This window comes from Roseivirga echinicomitans (genome assembly GCF_001592935.1).
GTDB classification, from domain to species: Bacteria; Bacteroidota; Bacteroidia; order Cytophagales; family Cyclobacteriaceae; genus Roseivirga; species Roseivirga echinicomitans.
On the sequence record NZ_LRDB01000012.1, the window covers coordinates 22,124 to 44,257 of the forward strand.

Consider the following 22,134-nt stretch of genomic DNA (forward strand, 5'->3'; position numbering starts at 1 on the left):
GGAGTCTGTATTGTATTTATTGCGCTCTAGTTGAAATCCTTAAATTTCACCCACATTAAAACTGGGTTTTCATTTGACTCCAGCCCTTCAAGTGTTGTTCCTGTTCTATATTCAACTTGCCCTGGCGCTAACTTCTCAATGATCTCAACAGCATCATAGGATGCCATAGAGGCAAGCAGTTTGTCGCCTTCCCATTTTATAGGCGTGAACGTATAGAGCTCCTTTTCTGATTTAGAAATATTCAAAGCAAATTGAGCCCCAGTTTCACGGTCGACAATACTCCTAAGATCGCCTCCGATTCTAAAACTAAGGCTCGACCATAGATATAAATACCTTTCGCCCACCAAATGAGAATAAAGCATCCATACTTTTTCTTCGGTATTAAGCAACCCCATTGCTTTATCAAAGTCAGCTAATGATGCTGGGTCTTTCCAAAGCCAATTATCGCCAAAATCCAATTTAATCAGAGGCCTTACTTGGCCTCCCTCTACCAAAAAAATAGTATCACTCATTACTGTCCTATAATCTACGTTTCCTTTATACTCATTGAAAGTGTTGTAAGTGAATTGCATAAAATCTTGTCTCGCAAAATGCGGAAGCGCAGTGGATCTCCTTTTGAAATTTTCATCCAGAAATACGAGCCTGTCATCTAGGTCATCCGTATTGAGGTTTGCGACATAGCCATTCTTTTGAGGGAAGACATTAGTGTAGGGATACTCCATTTTGAAAGAAGAAATAAAGTTTCCTTCACTATCATACTTTAAGGCTCTATTATCTATACTACTGTAAACAACAATATGATCTCCTTCTTGCCATAAATTTAAAATAGGCTGATATTCTTCTGGTCCATTCCCCTTGTGATTAAAATCCCTAATAAACTTACCTTGTTTATCAAAAATAAAAACTGTTGAATAACCCCTACTTACAATAACGAAGTGTTCGGCAGACTCACTCAATAGATTGACCTGATCTATAAGGCCTTCGCTTCCCTCTTCAAACTGCATTATTTCTACGGCTTCAATGGCCGAAGCTAATTTCACCTCTTCTGCATCAAGGTGGATGGGGATCGATTTAAAATCGTCAGAAGGAATGTTTGTTGCTTTTGACGATTGTCTTTCTTGTCCTGCTGAGCAGGAGCTGAGCAGGACAGATATTGCGAAAACATATATGGTATACTTCATGGATTTACATTAAGAATTATGGCTTTATAAGATTGACTAAAAATTGAGTGACAAAAAATCACATCGGATTGATTGTTTTTGAAAAGCCCTAGAGCGGGCCAATAAACGAGGCGTCTGATATATTATTCAGCGGACGCTTTATTAGCCTGTGCCCTTAGAGAAAGATAAATGAGTAATGACAAAGCGTAAATCATCAGTCCGTAGATAGTCGGGATGAAAGTGAGTTTCAAACCTCCAGCCAATACAGCTGGGTGAATATCTCCTGCCGCCTCAATGGCCTGAAATGCACCTGTTAAATCAAGAGCGCTGGCGAGTAAGCCTATAATGAGGGCAAATAAACCAACCTCTTTTATAAGGCTTATCTTTCGATGTGAATTCTCATTCACCTGATTTGCTAAAACGTTTTTAGCACTAAAAATCGACATAACGATCATGATTACGGCAACGGTCGTTTGTATGCCCATGAACAGCTTACTTCCTAAAAAAAATAACTCTAGCATAATTTGAATATTTAAGGGTTAAAACTTGCTTTCAAAGCTATTAAGGAAGCTCTACAATGTGTAAGTCATATCCATCTGTATACCTGTCGTTAGTCGATATTTGGGTTAAAATAGTAAGAAAGGAGTGGAATTAGTTAAGGTTTTACTTAATCTTGGATAATGATCAAGTATTCTCGTCAAGTCATATTCTGGGTATTGGTGTTCTTTTTCTTGAACCTCCTGTTTGGTTTAAAATGGAGTAATTATCTCGATTCCTTTTACTTCACATCCATGCTTATGCCAGTAGCAATTGCCACTTCATATTTTTTTAACCTGTTTCTTGTGCCTCGGTACCTCGAAACCAAAAAGCACTTTTGGTTTGTACTCTATACTTTTTACACGGTTGTGGGCTCTGTTTTTTTAACTGGGCTAATTGCCATGGGGGCATTTATTTTTCTAACTGACTTCGATAAGAATCGGATGAGCCCAATTGCTGGCGATGTAATGCAGCTAGGAGTCATTATTTATTTTATTGTGATTTTATTCTCTTTCATACGGGTATATCGATTAAACCTTAAGCGTGAGGCTAGGATTACTGCCTTGGAAGAAGCAAACCAGAAGAACCTCTTGCAGACCATAACAGTAAGGTCAAATCGCGAAGCTGTTTCAATTTCAATTGATGATATCCTCTATGTGGAAAGCCTCGCGGATTACGTCAAAATCAACACCGATGCTGGAGTGGTCATTACCAAGGAAAAGATAAGTGGCTTAGAGAAAATGCTTCCAGAATGGTTTATTCGAATTCACCGTTCATTTCTGGTGAATAAAAATAAAGTTCAAGCCTTCGGTCATGATTATGTTAAAGTTCAAGCCCAACAAATCCCTATTGGAAGGAAATACAAGAAAGAGGCCTTAGAAGGTATGAAGAGTGACAATATACTGTCGCAGTAAAAATGTCAGGTTTTAGAACTTAACACGTTTTTCTTCTTCCAAGAATGAACCATTCAAAAAATCAAACGTCTCTTGCTGCGAGTTATTTATAATTTATAGAATAATGGAAGCAGATCACAATCAGGGAGGTAACGAAATCCAAGAAGAGTTTTGGGTTTTACGTTGTCAGGCTGGTGATGAGACAGCTTTCCGACAATTATATTCCCGATACAAACCCAGAACCTTTGCTTTTTTAAAGGGCTTGGTGAAGAGTGTTGAGGCGGAGGACTTGAATCAAGAGGTGTGGTTGACGGTTTACCGCAGAATTGCTTCCCTGACCAATGCGACAGGCTTTAGAATGTGGCTGTTCCAGATTGCCAGAAATAGGGCATTAGACTACTTCAGACAAAACAAAAAACTAAGCGAATTACAAGAGGCCACCCAAGTGTCACCAGAAGTGGGGAGTGAAGGGCAGCCCTTTGATGCTGGTGAAGATCAAGAATTAAAAATGAGGTTGAGGGCATGTTTAGAAAAGCTTTCTCAACGGCACAGAGAGGTTTTGATCCTGAGTTATTTAGAGGGAATGGATTATGAAGAGATCGGACTGATTACTGGTTGTTCGATCGGAACAATAAAGTCTAGAATGCACCATGCAAAAATGAAACTCAAATATCTGATAAACATAAAAATAGAAAGCTATGACAAAGATGAATGAACAATCAAAGGACGCGATCTGGGAAATGATTGACCGCGAAAAGAAGAAAGATGTTTTTGTAAAACGCATAAGCAAAATAGGATGGACTGGTACAGTAGTCATGCTGCTTTTTTTCCTCACAATTACCTTAATTGACCTGAGTAGAATGGTGGGGCTGTACGGTCAAGGCGTAGTGTCACGCCAATCTGTAATCAATACTGTGGTACCATTTGCTATAGTATTAGGAGGCTTATGTCTCATTATAGCCATACTTAGTACAATAGGTGTGTTCTTAAGAATGCGAACTACAAGTTTGCTGGAAATTCAACAGCGATTGGCCAATCTTGAGCAGATGGTAGTTGCTAAGCAGTAGTAGTTCTCTACTGTCATACTCAACGTGTCAGATTTTCAAAACCTGACACGTTTCTGCTATTTAATCGTTTTTTCAAAATGGGATTAATGTCTATTCTTCCACTTTCACACCTCGCCAAAAAGCCACGTAGTTCTTTATGCCTTTGGCCATTTCTTTGGTTTCTGGGTAGAACCAAGCTGCATCTGGATTTTCGCTGCCATTTACTTGAATGTTGTAATAACTGGCAACCCCTTTCCATGGGCAGGTAGTATGTGTGTCCGTTTGGGTAAAGTATTCTTTCTTGATTGAATCGTGGGGGAAATAATGGTTTCCTTCAATCACAATGGTGTCGTTACTTTCTGCAATTACTTCTTCGTTCCAAATGGCTTTCATAGGCTTAAAATTAAAATTGAGGTAAGCTATTCCAGTTTTAGGAAGCTTACCTCAATTTAACCCAGCATACTGGCTGCTGGTTCAAAGTTTATTCATCAAATGTCGGGGAGTGAACAATCGCACAAATCCCGCTACATAGGTTTAGCCTTTCAATTTGGCTTCTTCTCTCTCAATTTCTGCTTCTAACTCTCTTTCATGATATACCGCTTGCTCTACCGCATTGGCGACAACATCAGCCAAAGAAGTATCTAGCGCAGAAGGAATCACCTGATCTTTGGTAGGATGCTCAACACTTTTTGCAATAGCAAAGGCAGCCGCTAACTTCATTTCGGTACTAATGGTTTTTGCACGTGCTTTTAACGCCCCCTTGAAAATACCGGGGAAAGCCAAAACGTTATTGATCTGGTTAGGATAATCACTTCTGCCTGTACCTACAATGGCTGCTCCACCTTCAAAAGCTTCTTCTGGATGAATTTCAGGCTCAGGGTTGGCCATGGCAAAAATGATAGGGTCTTTGGCCATGTTCTGAATGTCTTCTTTGGTAAGTACATCTCCTTTACTTACCCCAATAAATACATCGGCACCCTTAATGATTTCATGAATATCTCCTTCAACATCTTGGAAGTTGGAGTACTTCAAAAGTTCAGTTTTGGCTGAGTTCAGTTCGTGTCTTCTTCTGTGAATAGCACCTTGGCTATCGGCAACAATCAGCTGTTTAATCGAAACACAAAGTTCAGACTCTACATTATAGCAACGCAAAAGCTTGGCAATCGCAATTCCCGCAGCACCAGCTCCGTTAATCACCACCTTCATATCTTCTACTTTTTTACCCACCACTTTAGCGGCATTAATTAAGGCAGCAAGGGTTACAATGGCGGTTCCATGCTGGTCATCATGAAAAACAGGAATGCCAAGATCTTGTAATTTCTCTTCAATAATAAAGCTTTCAGGTGCCTTAATGTCTTCTAGATTAATACCTCCAAAAACTGGCGCTATTCTTCTAATGGTCTCTATGATCTCATCAGTATCATTGCAGTCCAGACAAATTGGAAACGCATTAATTCCTGCAAATTTTTTGAAGAGCATGGCTTTTCCTTCCATTACAGGAAGCGATGCCAATGCGCCAATATTGCCTAAGCCTAAAACTGCTGTTCCGTTAGTAACCACGGCAATGGTATTGCCTTTAATGGTCATGTCGTAAGCTAATTCTGGATTTTTCTCTATTTCTAAACAAGGTTGGGCAACTCCTGGAGAGTATAGCAAAGAAAGATCTTCCTTGCTATTTACATCCATTTTATTTGTGATTTCGATTTTACCTTTAAGGTCGTTATGTAGGGTGATGGATTTTCTATAAACTTCTTTCATATTCGTGTTTCCGCTTTTTCATTTGTTTACCCCCATTGGGTAAACGGTCGCAAAGTTAGGGATATCATCGCGATTAGCAGCCAAATATTCTTCTTCTAATTTATTAAATATTGACTATTGTTGATTTTGGGAGCACCTTATTTGGGTTTTGCGTTTGGGTACCTAGGTTGCGTTTTAGAGATAAGATCAGTTCAAAACATGACGTACATCATCAAAATTATCTAACCATTTTCGGTAATTCATAGTTGTGAATAAGTAATAAATAAAACCTAAAGCCATGAAAACCATTCTAGTACCCATAGATTTTTCGGAACAATCGAAACACGCTTTGAATTTCGCTGCTCAGCTGGCCAGAAAAGGCAAGCTTCAAATTCAAGCCATTAATATTATTGAAGGGCCTCAAAACCACACTTTTAATACCATGGGCGATGGCTTTGCAAATGAGTCAGAGGATTATTTTTTTCTGAAACAGCTGCTTGAGAGAACCAAGGAAAACATGGCCAATCTAATAGGGAATGATGCTTATTCCGGGATTGATATTGCCGGATCTGTGGAGATTGGTAATCCATACCAGAGTATTTCAAAGGCCATTGCTGACCATAAGGCGGATTTGGTTGTGATGGGCTCCAAAGGGGCAAGCGGAATCGATGAAGTTTTAATTGGGTCGAATACAGAAAAAGTAGTGCGCTATGCTAAATGCCCTGTAATCACCATCAAGTCAGAAGTGAAGCTACATGCCATTCAAAATATAGTATTGGCCACGAGCTTGCGTGAAGAGCAGTCAAGGTTGTTTGTAGAACTTAAAAAACTGCAAGCTTTAACGGGGGCAAAATTACACTTGGTTAAAATCAACACCACCAATGATTTTCATACACAACGTCAAATGCAAGATGAATTTGTGAGGTATATCAACGACCACCAATTGGCCAATGTGCATACCGCAATTTATAATGAGACTTCTGAGGAAGAAGGAATTTTGGCCTATGCAGAAGACGTTAATGCGGACATGATAGCCATTGGCACACACGGTCGAACTGGCTTACTACATTTATTGAGCGGGAGTATTGCTGAAGATTTGGTGAATCATTCTCAAATTCCAGTATGGACGCTCTCTAGAAAGAAATAGAGATGAACTGATTCAAAATCAGAATTTTAATACATAAAGCCCGAAATTGCTCGGGCTTTCTTATTTTTGAAAATGGCCAAGAAAAGTAATCGAGATAAGGGACGTTCTGGTGTGGTATATTCTACCAGCGATGATTTTCAATACGAATATGACAATGACTCCACCCAAGAAACCCTAGAGATCAGTGCTCAAAAGTTGAAGGTGATGTTAGACAAAAAAAGCCGTGGAGGTAAGCAAGTAACCCTTGTGGAAGGCTTTGTCGGAACAGATGAGGATTTGAAAGAATTAGGCAAACTGCTCAAGCAAAAATGTGGTGTAGGAGGGTCGGCCAAAGATGGTGAGATTCTAATCCAAGGTGATTTTAGAGATAAAATACTCCAGTTGCTCCAATCGGAAGGCTACAATGTCAAAAGGGTAGGAGGTTAGCAGAGAATTGTATTGTTAATTGACCAAGGAACTCCTAGCTTAAATATTATTCAGGAAGTTTGCGCTCACCGTTTTTCATCCTGAGGAACGAAGGATCTAGTTTTAATGATTTTTTTATGAGAACCCTACTTTTACTCGCTATTTCTTCTGTATTGCTTGGCTGTCAGCTCAGTAAAACGGAAATCCCCACTACCTCAGGCTTTCTAGAAATCAACGGTTCTCAGGTGTATTATAAAACCATGGGGCAGGGCGAACCACTGGTGATTGTGCATGGCGGTCCTGTGATGGATCATTCTTATTTACTCCCTCATTTAGAAGAACTCGCCAAAGACTACCAACTTATATTTTACGATCAAAGGGCTTGCGGTCAGTCTTCCGTAGAGGTGCAAGTTGCTACCATGAACTTAGCAGGATTTGTGGAGGACATAGAGCAAATCAGACAAGCGCTGAAGCTAGAGAAAATCAATTTGTTCGGCCATTCTTGGGGTGGGTTGCTGGCCATGAAATACGGAATCAAGTACCCAGAAAATTTAAATTACCTTATACTCTCCAACTCCATTGCACCCAGCGTGGCCGATTGGGAATTGGAAGGAGGACGTGTTTCAGAAAGGGCCACCAATAAAGACCGTGAAGATAGGCAAGCCATCATGGAGTCTGGGGCATTGCAAAACGCGAATCCGGCTAAGGCAATTGAAAAGCTCTTGCGCATCTCATTCCGTCCGCAAATGTACGACACCATGAACTTGAATAAACTAAACCTCTATGCGCCAGAAGATTATATGCAACGTAGTCAAATTTTTGGCTTACTAGGGCCAGATTTAACGGACTTCAATCTTTATTCAGACTTAAAGAAAATCAATTGCCCTACACTTATTCTTTATGGCAGTGAAGAACCAGCCGCAAGCCTCCATGCTCAAAGAATGACGGAAAGCTTCCCCAATGGTCAACTGTCCATCATCCAAAAATCTGGTCACTTTCCTTTTATAGAAAACCCATCAACTTTTAATAAAGAGATAAAAGAATTTTTGAGGTAAGCTTAATTAGAATGAAAGCCGGCTTGATTGATTTCAAGCTGGCTTTTTTATAGGGGAAATTGTTCTGTCTCTTGAACACAATCAGTTTTGGTTAGGCTTACTTATTGAGAGAAATTATTTTTTTATCAATCTCTTTATCTGTGAGTTGGCTTTCTTCTTTTACTATAATAACTCCAGAAGCTCCTATTGAACCACCGAAATCATTATAAATCATTTCTTCAACGGGTGAGATGTTGTTGAAGCCGTTTTCGATTGGATGTATAAGCAAGTAAATATTACTCATCTTGATATTGGAATTACAAACCTCTTGTAAAAGCAATTTCCCAGAGTTGATTGCTATATCGGAGTTGGCAATAAGGAGTCTTTCTGAACTGAAATTAGCTACAGCCTTCCTTGACTCTTGTGAATAAGCGTTCATTCTATTGTGAAACTCCAATTGGTTATGTGAAATGAGACAATAGATATATGTTCTGGGCTTAAGCCTTCTTATGATCCAGAAGAATACAGAGGCAAGGTCTTGGAAAATGGGGCTCAAAATTATTTGTTTGTCAGTTATTGTCGGGCTATTGAAGACTTCATTCAAGTGCCTTGTGTAATCACCATGTAAGTTAATTGAAAGCTACTTCAAAACACTAATAGAGTAAATCTTGACCTTCTCTACTAGGTATTGATTCTTGTCTTCTTTTTGTTGAATTTTTTTAACGATATCCATGCCTTTTGTCACTTTGCCAAAGGTGGCAAAACCTTGTCCATCAGGGTTTCTCTTTCCTCCGAAATCCAGTGAAGGTTGGTCTCCAATACAGACAAAAAATTCGGCAGTAGCTGTGCCTGGCCCAACGCGTGCCATGGATAAAACACCATCAGTATGTAGAATGCCAGTTTTCTCAGTGGTTTCGTGCGCAATGGCAGGAAAAGAAGTCACCGAACGATTGTATGAAATTCCACCTTGGATTACTTCAATCTTCACATCATTATTGGGTTGATTGTCCATTCTTACCGTGCGGTAAAAACTGGCGCTATCAAACTTATGGTTCTCAATGTACTTAATGAAATTCGCTACAGTAATAGGCGCCTTGTCGGGGTAAAGCTCTGCCATAATAGACCCCAATTCCGTTTTGATTTCAATATTCACCACTTGGGCCTTAAGACCGAAAAATGAAGTCAGCATTAGAAATGCGAAGAGGAATGTTCTTTTCATGATACTATCGTTTGATAGTATGAAAGATATGTTTTTTAATAATTAACCTACCTAAGAATTTGGCCAAGCACTCACTCGGCCATTTGAATGGCGAAGAAAACCTAAATACAATTGGCTAAAACCTCGGCAGCCTTAGGGTTCAACCTAAACCAAAGCTCTGGCTCAATCATTTCTAATTCGATAATGGCCAGTTCATCATTGTTATCGCGAATAATATCAACACGGGCTAATGAAGGGCTTGGGCTACAAACCGACACCGCTTTTTCAGCGAAATCCATTTCGGCTTGAGTGGGCTGGTAGTTGTGGACACTGCCGCCAAAATCATCCTGCACGCGGAAATCACCCGGTTTGGCGACTTTCAGCACCGCATGAGTAAACTCACCACCCATGACCATTAAGGATATTTCGCCTTTAAAAATATTCTTCTGAAAAGGCTGAAGCATAAAGGCTTCGTTCTGAATTAATCCTTGAAAAATAGCCTCGTGTGCTTCAATATTGCCCGCATTGAGTTTGTAAGTGTGGCGAGATGCACCCGATACACAAGGTTTTAAAATGGTTTCTTCCCAACCCGTTAGTGTATGCAGTTCTTTTAAAGAAGTGGCAGTGCCCTTTTCAATGTAGTGCGTTTCGGGAATGTTAATGCCACGCTTTTGCAGATCTCCCAAATAATGCTTGTCCATATTCCAGCGCACCAAGTCTACGGGGTTGATCAGTGTGCTTTTCTCTGAAACCAAGTCTAACCACTGCTGCCATTCCTCGAAGCGCTCAAAGTAATCCCATGTAGTTCTGATCAATACCTTATCCGTGCTGTTCCAATCAAAATCAGGATCTGACCATGATTTACGCACTGCTTTAAGCCCTTTCTTTTCGAAAGCAGAAAGCACGAGTTGATCTTCGGTAAGCACATTCTGTATGTAAGGGGTAATGTTTTCAGGAGTTACATACTTATCGCAGGTAGCGATTACAATATCGAATTGAGCCATGGTGATTATTTGGGGCAAATATAATTTCATTCAGTACACCGCAAAGGTTTTTCTACTGTAAATTATATGCCTCTGCAACTAGAGAAAACCTTGCTTTCGAGTTTGATAGCACAGCTATTGCCGAATGATTTAAGGGATTGTGGTGACTGTTTTTGTGGAGGGTTAATTACTCTTCCTTTTCAGGATTAACGAAAGTAAAACCTCGAGCATCTGCTCCTTCATAAAAATCGACTTCTAAACCTAGCAAGTACATGGTTTGTCGCTTTTCAACGTGCACATTCACTCCGTCTACTTGATAAGTAATGTCTCCCTCTTTGGGCTTGTCGAAGCCCAGTAAGTAGCCCATGCCACCGCAGCCAGAACCGCCTTTAACGCCAATCCTCAGCCCATATCCTTCAGGAATACTCTTAGTTGACATAATGCTTTTCACCTCTTTCAAGGCTTTGGGTGTAATGCTAACGGGTTCTAACACTTGCGACATAATCAATCGTTGTTTGAAATGTAAACTTAGTCAGAATTGAGAATGTTCCATTCCTTCCTTTAAGTTGTTGAATATCTTTTTGATTTAAATTTTCTCTTGTTCATTAGTGTTCGGATTATGTCAATATTAGTGCTTTTGAGCCTTTATTTCGGTAATTTCAATTTTCCTGAATTCGGCACTCACAAAACCCGCTGAAAATAAACATGCATTCTAATCACTCAAATAGCCTTGGCACTTCGCCATTGGTGTCCATTATTATGGCCGTCAAAGATACTGCACCCTACTTACACGAATGCATAGATTCTATCCTTGCTCAGTCATACACGAACTGGGAATTGATTGCGGTAAATGATCATTCTTCTGATGATACGCCTGAAATTTTGGAGGCTTATGCTCAAAAAGATGAACGCATCAAGCTCTATCATAGCGAACGCAATTTCTTGATCCCCACCTTAAAGCATGGCTATGCTTTTGCACAAGGTGAATTAATCAATCGGATGGATTCGGATGATATTATGCCTGTCGACAAACTTCAGGTTTTGGTGGAGGAATGGCAGAAGTTTGGAAAGGGAACCGTGGTAGCTGGAGGCACTGCTCACTTTGTGGATGAAGGCCAAGTGGGCGAAGGTTTTCTGCGTTATGATCGCTGGTTAAATGAAATTGCGACAGATGACAATCATTATCAGGAGATTTATAAGGAGTGCTCTATCCCTTCTCAGTGTTGGTTAATCCACAAGGACGATTTTGATGCTGTCGGGGCTTTCAATCCAGAGGTTTACCCAGAGGACTATGATTTGTGCTTTCGCTTTTACAAGCATGGATTAATAGTAATTGGCTTAAACAAAGTGATGAATCATTGGCGAGATCGACCAGACCGGATTTCAAGAACTTTGGAGGTGTATAAAGATAACCGCTACTTCGACTTGAAACTGCGCTATTTTTTCGAGCTCGACCGTGACGAATCTAGGCCTTTGGTGCTTTGGGGTGCGGGTACTAATGGAAAACAAATGGCGAAGCTTCTTCAGGAAAGGAATCAGCCATTTTATTGGGTGTGTAACAATCAGAAGAAAATTGGTTTAGAAGTGTATGACGTGCTAATGAGGCATGTAAGTTTTATACAAGAACTAGAGAACCCTCAGATCATGGTGGTTGTAGCCTCACCGAATGGTAAAGCTCAGATCAGAAAGCGATTAGCGGACTATGAAAAACAGCCAGTGACCGACTTTTGGTTTTTCCTTTGACAGGATGACCGTTGTTTCGGGCAATGAAAAAATGAAAATCTAGTTAGATCAATGGCTTTGGATAATAATCTCATTATTTTCACTCACAATTTCCGACAGCCTAACAGAATGTCGCTTTAAAAATGAATATGGAATACCTCACCGATTTAATTCAAATTTTAGTCCCAGCAGGTTTAGTGCTTTATGCTGTATACTTAATCGTCAGAAGTTTTCTGCAAAAGCAGTTTGATGCTCAGCTGATTGGACTTAAAATGAAGACCACGGACACCCTTCTGCCTATTCGACTTCAAGCCTACGAGCGCACCTGTTTGTTACTGGAGCGCATTTCACCTAATAATATGTTGCTTCGCTTGAGCAACCCAGACATCAATGCTTTCGAGTTCCAGCATTTATTGTTGAATGAAATTGGGGAAGAACTAAACCATAACCTCTCTCAGCAGGTTTACATGAGTGATGAGGCGTGGAAGCGAGTACGAGATACGGTGAACATTATCATTGCGGTTGTTCAGGATGCTTCCCAAGAAATGAAGGCCGAAAACAATGCCATTGATTTATCGCAGGCAATTTTTGATAAAATGATGAAATTAGAGCGTGACCCTGTGGGCGATACGCTCTCTTTTGTGAAAAATGAAATTAGACAAGTTTTTTGATCGTGTATGAGTAAAGAGAAGGATTTAAACGAAAGAGAAGAGCGATTTTTTGGCAAAATGAAGGCCAAAGCGGGCAAGATTGTGAATGACCGCGTAAAGCTGAAGGAGCTATTGGCAGACACCCAGAAAAAGATGGAAGCCAGTAGTAGTGATGATTCGTTGAAAGATAAAATCGTTGAATTTCTTTCCTTGATTATGCGTATGATTTCAAGCTATGTAAAAGGTGTTTATACCGAAACCCCATGGCAAACCATTGTTATGTTTGTGGGTGGCTTGATTTACTTCATTACCCCAATCGATGCGATCCCCGATTTTATTCCAGTTGCTGGACTTATCGATGATGCTACTGTACTGGTTTGGCTGGGAAAAAGCTTTAGAGATGACGTTTCTCGCTTTAAAAAATGGGAAGACGCGAACGATTCTGAATAGCCTTTGGTTTCCATATTGTCATTCAAAAATCATGACTTATGGAAGCTGTTATTACCAACCAATTACTTGAAAATGCGATCAGCTACGAGCAATATTTAGGCTTGCTCAGTGGCTTATTAATGGAAGAAAAAACGACTGGAGAAAATCAGTCGGAGGCCATGCTTAATTATGCGCGAATGAACGATAAGCGCATGAAAAAATGGACGAAAATTGGAAAGCTAAGTCCCGAAACTCAAGAGCGCCTGCTCAACATTACTTCTCCGCTTACTTTATTGGTGATTACTGAAGGCTGGTGTGGCGATGCCGCTCAAAATTTACCATTTATCTACAAAATGACGCAGTTGAATCCGCTTTTAGAAATGAAAGTGATTTTGCGCGATGAGCACCCAGAAGTGATTGATCAATTTCTTACCGATGGCGGTCGCTCAATCCCGAAAGTTATTGCGGTGAACCCTGAGGATTTAACCATATTGGGCGATTGGGGCCCAAGACCCACCGTAATTCAGAACGAATTTTTAGAAAATAAGAAGACGCAAGAGCGTACTTCGGATGAATTTGCAGTGTATTTACATTTATGGTACGCTCAAGATAAAGGCATAACTCTACAGAATGAATTTTTGGCTAAATTAGGGTTATGGAACAAAAAACAGCAATCGTTGCCGGTGCAAGCGGACTGATTGGCCGGTCACTCACTCAGAATTTATTGAACAGCAACCAGTATGCTAAGGTCATAGCGCTGGTTAGAAAACCCTTGGGAATTTCGCATGAGAAATATGCCGAACTCAACATTGATTTCGATCAGCTAGAAAGTATGGGGGACTTTCCGAAAGCAGATGATATTTTCTGCTGCTTGGGAACGACCATAAAGAAAGCGGGTTCGAAGGAAGCTTTTTACAAGGTGGATTTCACTTACCCTTACAATTTGGCAGAAAGGGCATTAAAGTCTGGTGCCGAAAGGTATTTCTTGGTGTCGGCCATGGGCTCAGATAAGAACTCAAGTTATTTTTACAATCGAGTGAAAGGAGAGTTGGAAGACAAGCTCTCCTTTCTCGCTTACCGAACCATCTACATTTTTAAACCAAGCCTACTTCGTGGTAACCGCAGTGAAAGCCGTCCGGGAGAAAAGTTTGCACAGCTCATTACCCGCATCATTCCTTTTGTCGGCCCATGGAAAAAGTACCGCCCCATCCATGCCGATAAAGTAGTGGACGCCATGATGAAAGTAGCCCAGCAGCACGATAAAGGCTGCTATTATTACCAGTCTGAGATTATGCAGAAGATGTGATGAGCAGTAGTTTAGGCGTTTTGAAGCCAGGAAAGTCTTGGCCTTTCTATGTGACCTTGTTCTGTACACTGGTTTTATGGGCAGCCGCTTTTGGTATCTATGGTGATACTTTAGATTTTCAGCTTTATGACACCTATTTTGTGATGAGTTCAATTTCATTTGGACTTATAATGGCCATAATCATAAGTCTGATTTTAGTAACGATATATCAGGTAATTCATAAATTCAAACCGTTGGTATCTGCCATCTTTATACTCGCTGTGGTGGCTTTTTCCATTATTCGAATTGCTCAAGTTTCAAAGTCATTAGAATTTTTTGTGAGCGGATCAGAAGAACCATACGTTTCAGATAATCCGATTTTTCAATACCTGGATTACGCTCTAATTCCTCTTTTTGTTTTGCTCATGATTAACCTATTCATTGTTGTGAAAAGGGTCTTTCTTCGAAAGAGAATTTAGTGGTATGAGGTTTCTATTTTACTATATCTCAGTCCCATCGGGACGACACTTTTGTAGAATAAAGGATTTTAATAATCATGTTTAGAGCTCCGTAGGAGCGGTCTGATTAAAACGATATGCAATTAATGTCGCAATGCCCCCATAGACCAAATACATCAACACAATGCTGATATTGGCAAACTCAGGGTACCAGCTTTCCCATAATTCCATTTGAAAAGCGGGGTCGGGGATGTGCTGGTGAAGCATCATAAGCGGAAGGGATAAAAGCCCAAGAATCAACAATGACTTGGTTTTTATTTCGCGAAGCTCATACATGATCCAAGTGGTAATGAAAGGAAAACCGAGATAGATAATGCGCGTCATATCGCCACCCGCTAAAATCCCGAAAGCTAAATAGGTAAGTGTAAAGATCAGAAGCACATTTCGCTTGTTGTCATAACGATTGGTCAACGCATATTTCCTTCCAGCCAAAAACAAAGCAGGGCCAAAAGCCACGAACATGGCCACCAACCAGCGCACAATCTCAAAAGGGTGGAGAATGGTTTCTTTGGCATGGTAAAGCAAGGTGATGATGGCTCCCTTTCCTTCTTCAATGGGAGGGAAATAGTGAGCAATGGAGAACTTGGCGATCAAGGAAAGCGCAACAGCCGAAATTAATATTGGAATCGGATAATAGCCTTCTTCTGTTTTTCTGTTGTGCCAAATGCCATAAGCCGTGAGTATAACAACTAAGGCCAGGAACGATTCTTTTTGAGCCGTTGCAAAAGGAGCCAGAATCAGTAACCACACGAATTTTCTTTTCAGAATAATGAGTAATAGCAAGGCCTGAAAAAGGTAGAGCGGAAGATCAACGGTAACCGGATCGAAGGCATTCAGGCGGATGATACCCGTCCAATGGAAGAGCAGCCAGAAAAAGCCAGCGATAAACCATTTTAGCTCAAAACCCATTTGGCGCCAAAGTGCAAATAGCGCGATTATGGAAGCCAGCGTAAAAAATAAGTTCACCCATTGGAAATCCTGAATCATATCCCCAGAGTCAATTTGGGCGGCCAGCCAAGGCACTAAAATTCGTCCGTTAAAAGGAAAAGGAACTTGATAATTTTCTTCTAAACCCACAAAATAGTGGTAAATATGCGTGTAGTCGTTTCCGTCAAAAGCAGGCGCTAAACCATAAGTGATGGGCGCTTGTGTGTTTTTATAGAAAAGGAAGGCAGCCACAGTAATGCTTAAAAAAATGGCCAGCCAAAATAACCTAATTCGCATAATTTGAAATTTAACTAAATTACTTGAATCCTATTTTATTAATGGGGTTTTTTGCATTGATATGATCGCAGTTATACAACATGTTTCCGAATCATCGGTAACCATAGACGGCCAAGTGAAGGCTGCTATTGGAAGAGGTTTAATGATTTTAATTGGCATAGAAGAAGCCGATAATCATGAAGATATTGAATGGCTCAGCCGTAAAATAGTGAATATGCGCATTTTCGAAGATGAAGAGGGCGTAATGAATAAAAGCTTGATTGATGTAGATGGAGAAGCTTTGGTGATTAGTCAGTTTACGCTGCACGCCAGCACTAAAAAGGGCAATCGACCATCTTACCTTAAAGCGGCTAAACCGGATGTAGCCATTCCTCTATACGAAGCGTTTAAGGAGCAATTGGCAATGGATTTAGGAAAACCCATTGGCGCTGGTGAGTTTGGTGCAGATATGAAAGTGGCCTTGGTAAACGATGGCCCGGTAACCATAATAATTGATACTAAAGACAAAAAATAATGACTGAGCAATCGAAAGGAATTACTGCCCTTCAAAAAGAAGTTGACAATTGGATCAAGGAGTTTGGTGTTCGCTATTTCAATGAGCTCACCAATATGGCACAGTTGACCGAAGAGGTAGGGGAGGTTGCTCGCATTATTGCACGTAGGTACGGGGAACAGTCTGAAAAAGAGTCAGATAAGAATAAAGACTTGGGCGAAGAATTGGCCGATGTAATGTTTGTGTTGGTCTGTTTGGCCAATCAAACAGGAACTGATTTACAGGCCGCTTGGGATTTGAAAATGGCTAAGAAGACAGAAAGAGATAAAGACAGACATAAAAACAATGAGAAATTAAATTGATAAATGCTAAGGTTGAACAATTGAAGGAGAAATAGGGTTGAACTTTTTGTAAGATGCCAGTGTAGACTGGTTGAGCTTTAACTACTTTTTTAATTAAAATCACTACTAAGTCATGATCGTTTTACAGATTTTGGGCATAGTTATATTGGCCTTTATTTTTTTAAATGTGATTCTCTATTTTGTAGAGCCCAGCCTTATCGCTGTTACATTTTCATTGGTGTTACGTGTTTTTAAAAAAAACCCACCCATTGTTGATCTGGATGAATTCTTTCCCGATCACCAAATTTTAAAAGACAACTGGAAAGTGATTCAGGAGGAACTTATGGAAGTGTTGAAGAATGAAAATAACATCCCTAAGTTTCATGAAGTAGATAAAATTCAGCGGTTTGTTTCCGACAAAGACAAGGCAGCGTGGAGGGTTTTTATGTTTAAAGCCTATGATAACTGGCAGGCAGCGAATTGCGAGAAAGCTCCCAAAACAGCTGCGTTATTAAAGCAAATCCCAAGCATTACTACTGCTATGTTTTCTATCATTGGCCCAAGAAAACACATTCCGCCACACAACGGCTTTTATAAAGGCGTATGGCGCTATCATTTGGGGCTGGTTATTCCTAAAGAAGGGGAATGCTACATCATTGATGGCGGGCAGCGCTACGACTGGAAAGAAGGGGAGGATGTGCTCTTCGATGATACCTTCCAACACGCAGTTTGGAACAAAACCAATGAAACCAGAGTGGTATTGTTTTGCGATGTTTTCCGTAACGACCTGCCGAAGATTTTCCAACCCATCAACCGTTGGGTATATGGCTTGAGAGAAAGAAGCAACAGGCTTAAAAATGTACTCAAGAACGCAGAAGTTCAAGTGGACCTAGACCCTGAAGAAATTGATAAGCCTTTGGCCAAACAGGCCTAGTCAGTGCTTACACAGTGAGTTCTGAACCGATTAACTTCGGAACAACATTGAACTCGTTCAGTCTTGCGCAATACTCAATGTCTTCTTTTACATTGAATTTAGAGAGCCTTGCCGCGTGATTACTTCTGTTGATGTAATAAGCAAGATCGGTAGCCATCGACTGATATAAGAAAAAAGCACATAATGCTGAATCGCTTTCGAGTTCAGCATTTTGCTTTAATGCATTACAAACCGCTCCGGCAAACAGCGTATCCTCCAAATTGTACCTTCCTTTCCAACCTGCGCAGAAAAGCAGTACATCATTTTCTGATTTCATCATGTGACTAACCAAAGCATTGAGGTTTAGGAAAGACCCAATTACTACTTCTTTCGCGTTTTTTGAAAGCTCAATAGCATGTGTGCCATTGGTAGTGGTGGTGGCTACTTTTTTACCTTTCAATTCAGGTTTCATGTAGTCGAATGGAGAGTTGCCAATATGGAATTGCTCTACTTTCTCTCCACCGCGTTCACCCGCCATGATATAGCCTTGTTTGCCCAGTGCCTCACATTCTTCAATGGTGGCGACAGGGGTGATTGATTGTATACCCGAACCCAATCCGGCCACCATACACGAAGTAGCCCTGAGGATATCAATGACTACTACGGTTTTATTTTCAACCTCAAATTGATGGATAAGGTCAGGGGTATAACAAACGTCTAATTTCATGTACGGGGGCTAAATGGAGCTACAATTAAGCTTTATAAAAGGGAAGTTTAATCACTTCGGCCTTAAGCTTTCTATTTCTTATCGCTACAAAGATTTCAGTTCCTACTTTTGAGTTTTCGAGTGTTACATAGCCCAATCCAACTCCGTAACCTAAAGAAGGTGACATAGTGCCAGAAGTTACTTCTCCTATGTTATTTTCGTTGGCGTCTTCAAGTGCATAGTGGCTTCTTGGAATACCCTTGTCGATCATTTTGAAAGCAACCAGTTTACGTGTAATGCCTGCTTCTTTTTGCGCTTGAAGGTTTTTAGAATTGGTAAACTCTTTGGTGAATTTAGTTACCCAACCCAATCCCGCTTCTAATGGAGAAGTTTCGTCTGTAATGTCGTTTCCGTAAAGGCAATAACCCATTTCTAAACGCAAAGTATCTCTAGCGCCTAAGCCAATTGGCTTAATGTCATAAGCAGCGCCTGCTTCGAAAATGGCATTCCAAACTTGCTCTGCGTGGTCGTTACTCACATAGATTTCAAATCCTCCAGCGCCAGTATAACCGGTAGCTGAAATGATTACGTACTCTACGCCCGCAAGAGGCCCAACTACGAAGTTGTAAAATTTAATATCAGATAGATTTACCGAAGTAAGTGATTGAAGTGCTTCAATGGCTTTAGGGCCTTGAACAGCAAAAAGTGAATGACTGTCCGACACGTTCTTCATAATCGCGCCTTTCGTATTGTACTTGCTGATCCAGTTCCAATCTTTTTCAATATTGGAAGCATTTACGACCAGCATATACTTCTCGTCCTTGAACTTGTAGACCAAAAGATCGTCAACCACACCACCATCTTCATTTGGCAAGTAAGAGTACTGCGCTTGGCCATCTACTAGCTTAGAGGCATCGTTACTCGTTACGCGCTGAATAAGGTCAAGGGCTTCAGGGCCTTCTAAAACAAATTCACCCATATGAGAAACGTCAAAAACGCCAACGCCATTTCTCACAGTGTTGTGTTCCTCTAAATCAGATGAATAACGAACAGGCATGTTATAACCTGCAAAGGGTACCATTTTAGCTCCAAGCTTTTCGTGGAGATTGTTAAGGGCGACTTTCTTCAATTCCATTTCCATAAGGCGATTTAATTTGTTGGCAAAAGTAACAATTAGAAGATAAAAACAACGCCAATAATAGAAGGTATCGTGGGTTTCATCCTTCGATGGTAAGTTGATGATATGATTGGAAGCAACCTTTGTTCTGGTTTGCGCATCTTCAAGTCACTCAAAACAAAACTCAAGGTCATGTTCAAGAATTTTTTCAAAGTAACCCTTCGCAGCTTACTCAAAAGCAAGCTATTTGTCTTCGTTAATATTTTAGGGCTGGGTTTAGCATTGGGCTGCTGCATTGTCGCGTACCTTAATTATGATTTTGCTAAAACATTCGATGATAATCACCTAAATAAGGATGAGATTTATCAAGTCAGCATGAAGCGGCAGATTCAAGGAAATCAGGTGCCCTATAACTTTGTGCCCATGATGGCGGGAGAAGTCATTAAAAGTGAGATTTCTGGCCTCAAAGCCGTTACTCGATTTGAAGGCAGAGGAATTACCGTAAAAAGAGGTGACCAAGTTTTCAACAGGGGTATTTCATTCGCAGATGATAATTACCTAGATGTTTTTACTTATCCTCTCAAGTGGGGTAATAAGGAAAGTTTAAAGGACCGCAGTAAGGTCATGCTCTCTGAACCTACCGCCATTGCCCTTTTTGGAGATGTGAACCCCGTAGGTGAGACTGTCGAGTTCATCAATAATAACGGTGCTAATTGGCTATATACTGTGGGCGGTGTTTTCGAATCTATTCCAGAGAATACGCTGATGCAGTTTCAAATGCTGATGAATTTCGAAAATATCTATACCATGTTTCAGATAGATAGAACGGATTGGGGTGTTTTTTTAGATGCCATTTTTATCCAGTCTGAAGATCCCGCAGTGGCAAATTCTATCCCTAACGCCATTAATAAATACGTTGCGGTTCAGAATGAAAAGCGGCCAGATTTTATGATCTCTGATTTTTGGATTCAAACAATGGCCGAAGCACCGGAAAACCAAAGAGATTTGAACGGTGGGGGATTATGGCAAGCCATGAACCCTGCTGCTATTGTTGCGCCTAACGTTATGGCTATTCTGATTTTGCTTTTGGCCTGTTTTAATTTCACCAATACAGCCATCGCCATGTCGAATAAGCGGCTTAAGGAAATCGGAATCCGAAAAACAGTAGGGGGTAGCAGAGGTCAGTTGGTATTTCAATTTTTGGGCGAAAACCTTATTCTCTGTTTTCTGGCTTTGATTGTTGGTTTGACTGTAGCCACTTGGCTCGTGCCCATATATAGTGATTTATGGCCTGGAATTACCCTTGAGCTGGCTTTGTCTCAGAACCCAGGACTAATTCTGTTCTTAGTTTTAGTGTTGCTCATTACAGCCTTTATGGCTGGTGGTTATCCTGCGTTATTCGTGAGTGGTTACAAGCCTGTTTCTATTCTTAGAGGTACTTTGAAAGTGGGGAGCTCTTCCGTTTTGGCCAAAGTGCTACTTTCATTTCAATTCTTGATTTCGGTAATGGCCTTGGTGTCAGGAGTCGCTTTTGTTCAGAATGCACGGTACCAAGAAGGTCTGGATCAAGGTTATGATAAGAGCAATTTAATAGTGGTAGCCACTGCCAGTAATACCGAAGCGCAGCAACTTAAAAATGCCATTGCATCCAATCCAATGATCGAAAATATTGGAGCCATGAATAACCACATTGGCTGGGGCTATGGTGAAAGGCCGGTGAAAAATGGAGATACTGAACTGGAGGTTGGAATCTTAGATTTTGGAACAAACTATATAGAAACCACAGGTATAAAAGTATTACAAGGGCGAAGTTTTAATTTGGAGAACCAAGAGACAGACCGTCAAAACTCAATTTTAGTCAATGAGAAAATGGGCTCTTCTTTCGGCTGGGCACCAGAAAATACGGTAGGGCAACAAATAGTGCTATACGATACCATACGCTATACCGTGGTGGGGCTGATCAAGGATTTCTATCTCAACGGAGTTTGGGGTAGTATAGAGCCTGCGATGATCAGGTACAGAAAAGATACAGAAGTGACTAACCTGATCGTAAGGTCAAATCCTAAAAACGTGAGCGCTGTAAATGCATTCATTGGCGAAAAATGGAGTGAAATCATTACTGATCGCCCTTACGAAGGTTTTTTGCAGGAAGAAAACGTATTGGGCGAAGCGCGAGAAATCAATGGAAATATTGTGAAAATTTTTCTATTCCTTTCTGTCATTGCCGTAATTCTATCGGCCGTGGGCTTATTTACGCTGGTGTCTATTAATATTCAAAGTCGGACTAAGGAAATGGGCATTAGAAAAGTATTGGGGGCCTCAGTAGCACGTATTACCACTATCATCAATAAACCTTTCCTGATTATAGTATTTATTGGGGCGATAATTGGTGCTGGAGCAGGGTATGCTGTTACTGAACAAATGTTGATGCCGATGATCTACACCTATTACATTAAAATGAATTTCTGGTCATTCTTTATTCCAATAGCCTCTATTCTAATCATCTCATTACTTTCAGTATCTAGCAGAGTGATCAATGCGGCAAAAAGAAATCCAGTGGAGTCATTAAGGTACGAATAGCAGCAAATAATTTGTG

The 22,134-nt window shown here is 40.6% G+C and carries 27 protein-coding genes; 16 read left to right on the forward strand and 11 right to left on the reverse strand.

The genetic code is table 11. The features are described 5' to 3' along the window. Positions 1-26: 26 nt before the first annotated feature. Together AWN68_RS08995 and AWN68_RS09000 are read right to left on the reverse strand one after the other, a co-directional pair. Entirely contained in the window at positions 27-1,181 is a 1,155-nt protein-coding gene (locus AWN68_RS08995; protein WP_068414302.1) for a 6-bladed beta-propeller, read from the reverse strand. A 122-nt stretch (positions 1,182-1,303) separates the two neighbouring features. After that, entirely contained in the window at positions 1,304-1,681 is a 378-nt protein-coding gene (locus AWN68_RS09000) for a MotA/TolQ/ExbB proton channel family protein (RefSeq protein WP_068414303.1), read from the reverse strand. 159 nt (positions 1,682-1,840) lie between these two features. Here AWN68_RS09000 and AWN68_RS09005 point away from each other — a divergent pair, with 159 nt between their 5' ends. From AWN68_RS09005 to AWN68_RS09015, 3 genes are all read left to right on the forward strand, one after another. Continuing rightward, positions 1,841-2,611, forward strand: coding sequence for a LytR/AlgR family response regulator transcription factor (locus AWN68_RS09005; RefSeq protein ID WP_068414305.1), 771 nt, complete (start codon positions 1,841-1,843; stop codon positions 2,609-2,611). A 103-nt stretch (positions 2,612-2,714) separates the two neighbouring features. After that, positions 2,715-3,305, forward strand: coding sequence for an RNA polymerase sigma factor (locus tag AWN68_RS09010; protein ID WP_068414306.1), 591 nt, complete (start codon positions 2,715-2,717; stop codon positions 3,303-3,305). After that, positions 3,289-3,657 carry a hypothetical protein gene (locus tag AWN68_RS09015; protein WP_068414309.1) on the forward strand — a complete coding sequence of 123 codons (369 nt, stop codon included), beginning with the start codon at positions 3,289-3,291 and terminating at the stop codon, positions 3,655-3,657. The genes AWN68_RS09010 and AWN68_RS09015 overlap by 17 nt, the downstream gene beginning before the upstream one ends. A 90-nt stretch (positions 3,658-3,747) precedes the next feature. On the opposite strand, the gene AWN68_RS09020 is transcribed toward AWN68_RS09015, so the two are convergent. Both AWN68_RS09020 and AWN68_RS09025 read right to left on the reverse strand, forming a co-directional pair. After that, positions 3,748-4,029: a DUF427 domain-containing protein gene (locus AWN68_RS09020; protein ID WP_068414312.1), complete on the reverse strand. Its 282-nt coding sequence runs from the start codon at positions 4,027-4,029 to the stop codon at positions 3,748-3,750. 141 nt (positions 4,030-4,170) lie between these two features. Continuing rightward, entirely contained in the window at positions 4,171-5,394 is a 1,224-nt protein-coding gene (locus tag AWN68_RS09025) for an NAD(P)-dependent malic enzyme (protein WP_068414315.1), read from the reverse strand. A gap of 277 nt (positions 5,395-5,671) precedes the next feature. Between AWN68_RS09025 and AWN68_RS09030 the strand changes: the two genes are divergently transcribed. The 3 genes from AWN68_RS09030 to AWN68_RS09040 all read left to right on the forward strand — a co-directional run bounded on the left by AWN68_RS09030 (position 5,672) and on the right by AWN68_RS09040 (position 7,980). Beyond that, complete coding sequence (locus AWN68_RS09030) at positions 5,672-6,520, forward strand: universal stress protein (RefSeq protein ID WP_068414318.1); 849 nt, start codon at positions 5,672-5,674, stop codon at positions 6,518-6,520. Between the two features lie 72 nt (positions 6,521-6,592). Then, positions 6,593-6,946, forward strand: coding sequence for a translation initiation factor (locus AWN68_RS09035; protein ID WP_068414322.1), 354 nt, complete (start codon positions 6,593-6,595; stop codon positions 6,944-6,946). Between the two features lie 116 nt (positions 6,947-7,062). Further along, a complete protein-coding gene (locus tag AWN68_RS09040) occupies positions 7,063-7,980 on the forward strand; it encodes a proline iminopeptidase-family hydrolase (RefSeq protein WP_068414324.1) in 918 nt (305 codons plus the stop codon). Between the two features lie 97 nt (positions 7,981-8,077). On the opposite strand, the gene AWN68_RS09045 is transcribed toward AWN68_RS09040, so the two are convergent. The 4 genes from AWN68_RS09045 to AWN68_RS09060 all read right to left on the reverse strand — a co-directional run bounded on the left by AWN68_RS09045 (position 8,078) and on the right by AWN68_RS09060 (position 10,633). Further along, a complete protein-coding gene (locus tag AWN68_RS09045; protein ID WP_157716147.1) occupies positions 8,078-8,515 on the reverse strand; it encodes a hypothetical protein in 438 nt (145 codons plus the stop codon). Positions 8,516-8,599: 84 nt separating this feature from the next. Next, a complete protein-coding gene (locus AWN68_RS09050; protein WP_084362813.1) occupies positions 8,600-9,178 on the reverse strand; it encodes a peptidylprolyl isomerase in 579 nt (192 codons plus the stop codon). Positions 9,179-9,279: 101 nt separating this feature from the next. Next, positions 9,280-10,161, reverse strand: coding sequence for an ATP-grasp domain-containing protein (locus tag AWN68_RS09055; RefSeq protein WP_068415190.1), 882 nt, complete (start codon positions 10,159-10,161; stop codon positions 9,280-9,282). A gap of 166 nt (positions 10,162-10,327) precedes the next feature. Continuing rightward, positions 10,328-10,633: a HesB/IscA family protein gene (locus tag AWN68_RS09060; protein WP_157716168.1), complete on the reverse strand. Its 306-nt coding sequence runs from the start codon at positions 10,631-10,633 to the stop codon at positions 10,328-10,330. 212 nt (positions 10,634-10,845) lie between these two features. Here AWN68_RS09060 and AWN68_RS09065 point away from each other — a divergent pair, with 212 nt between their 5' ends. From AWN68_RS09065 to AWN68_RS09090, 6 genes are all read left to right on the forward strand, one after another. Beyond that, positions 10,846-11,883: a glycosyltransferase family 2 protein gene (locus tag AWN68_RS09065; protein WP_245657991.1), complete on the forward strand. Its 1,038-nt coding sequence runs from the start codon at positions 10,846-10,848 to the stop codon at positions 11,881-11,883. Positions 11,884-12,011: 128 nt separating this feature from the next. Continuing rightward, positions 12,012-12,533 (forward strand): DUF7935 family protein, encoded by a 522-nt coding sequence (locus AWN68_RS09070; RefSeq protein WP_068415196.1) that lies wholly within the window; start codon positions 12,012-12,014, stop codon positions 12,531-12,533. Positions 12,534-12,539: 6 nt separating this feature from the next. Next, positions 12,540-12,962, forward strand: a complete 423-nt coding sequence (locus AWN68_RS09075; RefSeq protein ID WP_068414333.1) for a YkvA family protein — start codon at positions 12,540-12,542, stop codon at positions 12,960-12,962. A gap of 38 nt (positions 12,963-13,000) precedes the next feature. Then, on the forward strand, positions 13,001-13,639 hold the full coding sequence (locus AWN68_RS09080) for a thioredoxin family protein (protein ID WP_068414336.1): 639 nt from the start codon (positions 13,001-13,003) through the stop codon (positions 13,637-13,639). Further along, positions 13,597-14,247, forward strand: a complete 651-nt coding sequence (locus AWN68_RS09085; protein WP_068414338.1) for an oxidoreductase — start codon at positions 13,597-13,599, stop codon at positions 14,245-14,247. The genes AWN68_RS09080 and AWN68_RS09085 overlap by 43 nt, the downstream gene beginning before the upstream one ends. Beyond that, on the forward strand, positions 14,247-14,705 hold the full coding sequence (locus AWN68_RS09090; protein ID WP_068414341.1) for a hypothetical protein: 459 nt from the start codon (positions 14,247-14,249) through the stop codon (positions 14,703-14,705). Before AWN68_RS09085 ends, AWN68_RS09090 begins: the two co-directional genes overlap by 1 nt. A gap of 81 nt (positions 14,706-14,786) precedes the next feature. On the opposite strand, the gene AWN68_RS09095 is transcribed toward AWN68_RS09090, so the two are convergent. Beyond that, positions 14,787-15,968, reverse strand: coding sequence for a hypothetical protein (locus AWN68_RS09095; protein WP_068414347.1), 1,182 nt, complete (start codon positions 15,966-15,968; stop codon positions 14,787-14,789). Between the two features lie 61 nt (positions 15,969-16,029). Here AWN68_RS09095 and dtd point away from each other — a divergent pair, with 61 nt between their 5' ends. The 3 genes from dtd (at position 16,030) to AWN68_RS09110 (ending at position 17,736) form a co-directional block, all read left to right on the forward strand. Further along, entirely contained in the window at positions 16,030-16,482 is a 453-nt protein-coding gene (gene dtd, locus AWN68_RS09100; RefSeq protein WP_068414349.1) for a D-aminoacyl-tRNA deacylase, read from the forward strand. Further along, a complete protein-coding gene (locus AWN68_RS09105) occupies positions 16,482-16,823 on the forward strand; it encodes a nucleotide pyrophosphohydrolase (protein WP_068414351.1) in 342 nt (113 codons plus the stop codon). Before dtd ends, AWN68_RS09105 begins: the two co-directional genes overlap by 1 nt. A gap of 112 nt (positions 16,824-16,935) precedes the next feature. Next, positions 16,936-17,736 carry an aspartyl/asparaginyl beta-hydroxylase domain-containing protein gene (locus AWN68_RS09110; RefSeq protein ID WP_068414352.1) on the forward strand — a complete coding sequence of 267 codons (801 nt, stop codon included), beginning with the start codon at positions 16,936-16,938 and terminating at the stop codon, positions 17,734-17,736. Between the two features lie 7 nt (positions 17,737-17,743). On the opposite strand, the gene AWN68_RS09115 is transcribed toward AWN68_RS09110, so the two are convergent. After that, positions 17,744-18,442 carry a 2-phosphosulfolactate phosphatase gene (locus AWN68_RS09115; protein ID WP_068414355.1) on the reverse strand — a complete coding sequence of 233 codons (699 nt, stop codon included), beginning with the start codon at positions 18,440-18,442 and terminating at the stop codon, positions 17,744-17,746. A 25-nt stretch (positions 18,443-18,467) separates the two neighbouring features. After that, entirely contained in the window at positions 18,468-19,562 is a 1,095-nt protein-coding gene (gene gcvT / locus AWN68_RS09120; RefSeq protein WP_172796052.1) for a glycine cleavage system aminomethyltransferase GcvT, read from the reverse strand. Between the two features lie 168 nt (positions 19,563-19,730). On the opposite strand from gcvT, the gene AWN68_RS09125 reads away from it, so the two are divergent. Next, positions 19,731-22,118: an ABC transporter permease gene (locus tag AWN68_RS09125; protein WP_172796053.1), complete on the forward strand. Its 2,388-nt coding sequence runs from the start codon at positions 19,731-19,733 to the stop codon at positions 22,116-22,118. Positions 22,119-22,134 lie beyond the last annotated feature (16 nt).

Excerpts from the sequence above, each read along its gene's own strand:
- AWN68_RS08995 (WP_068414302.1), bottom strand. The coding sequence starts at position 1,181 with ATGAAGTATACCATATATGTTTTCGCAATATCTGTCCTGCTCAGCTCC.
- AWN68_RS09000 (WP_068414303.1), bottom strand. The coding sequence starts at position 1,681 with ATGCTAGAGTTATTTTTTTTAGGAAGTAAGCTGTTCATGGGCATACAA.
- AWN68_RS09005 (WP_068414305.1), top strand. The coding sequence starts at position 1,841 with ATGATCAAGTATTCTCGTCAAGTCATATTCTGGGTATTGGTGTTCTTT.
- AWN68_RS09010 (WP_068414306.1), top strand. The coding sequence starts at position 2,715 with ATGGAAGCAGATCACAATCAGGGAGGTAACGAAATCCAAGAAGAGTTT.
- AWN68_RS09015 (WP_068414309.1), top strand. The coding sequence starts at position 3,289 with ATGACAAAGATGAATGAACAATCAAAGGACGCGATCTGGGAAATGATT.
- AWN68_RS09020 (WP_068414312.1), bottom strand. The coding sequence starts at position 4,029 with ATGAAAGCCATTTGGAACGAAGAAGTAATTGCAGAAAGTAACGACACC.
- AWN68_RS09025 (WP_068414315.1), bottom strand. The coding sequence starts at position 5,394 with ATGAAAGAAGTTTATAGAAAATCCATCACCCTACATAACGACCTTAAA.
- AWN68_RS09030 (WP_068414318.1), top strand. The coding sequence starts at position 5,672 with ATGAAAACCATTCTAGTACCCATAGATTTTTCGGAACAATCGAAACAC.
- AWN68_RS09035 (WP_068414322.1), top strand. The coding sequence starts at position 6,593 with ATGGCCAAGAAAAGTAATCGAGATAAGGGACGTTCTGGTGTGGTATAT.
- AWN68_RS09040 (WP_068414324.1), top strand. The coding sequence starts at position 7,063 with ATGAGAACCCTACTTTTACTCGCTATTTCTTCTGTATTGCTTGGCTGT.
- AWN68_RS09050 (WP_084362813.1), bottom strand. The coding sequence starts at position 9,178 with ATGAAAAGAACATTCCTCTTCGCATTTCTAATGCTGACTTCATTTTTC.
- AWN68_RS09055 (WP_068415190.1), bottom strand. The coding sequence starts at position 10,161 with ATGGCTCAATTCGATATTGTAATCGCTACCTGCGATAAGTATGTAACT.
- AWN68_RS09065 (WP_245657991.1), top strand. The coding sequence starts at position 10,846 with ATGCATTCTAATCACTCAAATAGCCTTGGCACTTCGCCATTGGTGTCC.
- AWN68_RS09070 (WP_068415196.1), top strand. The coding sequence starts at position 12,012 with ATGGAATACCTCACCGATTTAATTCAAATTTTAGTCCCAGCAGGTTTA.
- AWN68_RS09075 (WP_068414333.1), top strand. The coding sequence starts at position 12,540 with ATGAGTAAAGAGAAGGATTTAAACGAAAGAGAAGAGCGATTTTTTGGC.
- AWN68_RS09080 (WP_068414336.1), top strand. The coding sequence starts at position 13,001 with ATGGAAGCTGTTATTACCAACCAATTACTTGAAAATGCGATCAGCTAC.
- AWN68_RS09085 (WP_068414338.1), top strand. The coding sequence starts at position 13,597 with ATGGAACAAAAAACAGCAATCGTTGCCGGTGCAAGCGGACTGATTGGC.
- AWN68_RS09090 (WP_068414341.1), top strand. The coding sequence starts at position 14,247 with ATGAGCAGTAGTTTAGGCGTTTTGAAGCCAGGAAAGTCTTGGCCTTTC.
- AWN68_RS09095 (WP_068414347.1), bottom strand. The coding sequence starts at position 15,968 with ATGCGAATTAGGTTATTTTGGCTGGCCATTTTTTTAAGCATTACTGTG.
- dtd (WP_068414349.1), top strand. The coding sequence starts at position 16,030 with ATGATCGCAGTTATACAACATGTTTCCGAATCATCGGTAACCATAGAC.
- AWN68_RS09105 (WP_068414351.1), top strand. The coding sequence starts at position 16,482 with ATGACTGAGCAATCGAAAGGAATTACTGCCCTTCAAAAAGAAGTTGAC.
- AWN68_RS09110 (WP_068414352.1), top strand. The coding sequence starts at position 16,936 with ATGATCGTTTTACAGATTTTGGGCATAGTTATATTGGCCTTTATTTTT.
- AWN68_RS09115 (WP_068414355.1), bottom strand. The coding sequence starts at position 18,442 with ATGAAATTAGACGTTTGTTATACCCCTGACCTTATCCATCAATTTGAG.
- gcvT (WP_172796052.1), bottom strand. The coding sequence starts at position 19,562 with ATGGAAATGGAATTGAAGAAAGTCGCCCTTAACAATCTCCACGAAAAG.
- AWN68_RS09125 (WP_172796053.1), top strand. The coding sequence starts at position 19,731 with ATGTTCAAGAATTTTTTCAAAGTAACCCTTCGCAGCTTACTCAAAAGC.